This is a genomic window from Clostridium tanneri (assembly GCF_033659955.1).
In the GTDB taxonomy this organism is placed as follows: Bacteria; Bacillota; Clostridia; order Clostridiales; family Clostridiaceae; genus Clostridium_AM; species Clostridium_AM tanneri.
On sequence record NZ_JARUJP010000080.1, the window covers coordinates 1 to 857 of the forward strand.

An 857-nucleotide genomic window follows, 5' to 3' on the forward strand; every position below is an offset into this window, starting at 1 on the left:
TTTTTTCATAAAAACACCCCTCTATTTTTAAGTTATAACTCTATATACTTTGCTAATCTGTAAATTAATAATGGACAATTAACAGTGGAAGAAACATCAACCTTCATTGTCCATTGTCAATTGTCCATTGTCAATTATTTATATTTCTTAATTTAATTTTAAAAGCCTAAACTATATATTATAGTTTAAAAATCTTTTCTCTATTATTTTTAACATCTTTAGTAGCATTTCTTGTATCATAAACTATTTTAGCTCTAGATACAATCTCCTCATAATCATAACAGCTATGGTCAGTAGTAATGATAACTATATCAGCTTCATCTATTACTTCCTTCCAATCTACTGTATAATACTTTTTACCAGCATGTTTGAATTCTGGTATATAAGGATCGTTAATTATCATATCTGCTCCATTTTTATCTAAATGCTCCATAACTTTTAAAGTTGGAGATTCTCTTGGGTCATCTATATCCTTTTTATAAGCAACTCCTAGAAGAAGAACTTTCGCTCCATTCATTGCTTTCTTGTGTTCATTTAAAAGCTTCATAGCGTTATCAACTACAAATTCAGGCATAATGTCGTTTATTTCCCCGGAAATTTCTATTAATCTTGTATGGTAGTCGTATTCTCTTGCCTTCCATGCTAAATAGAATGGATCAAGTGGTATACAGTGTCCACCTAGTCCTGGACCTGGGTAGAATGCCATAAACCCATAAGGTTTAGTCTTAGCAGCATCTATTACTTCCCAAACATCTATGCCCATTCTTTTACATAATATAGCCATTTCATTAGCTAAACCTATATTTATATTTCTAAAAGTATTTTCAAGTATTTTTTCCATTTCTGCTACTGCTGGT

General features: G+C 30.6%; 1 protein-coding gene. It reads right to left on the minus strand.

From position 1 onward, the window contains the following. Nucleotides 1–178: 178 nt before the first annotated feature. Nucleotides 179–857, minus strand: a 679-nt coding sequence (locus tag P8V03_RS19015) for a nucleotide sugar dehydrogenase (protein ID WP_318799377.1), incomplete at its 5' end; no start/stop codon positions are given.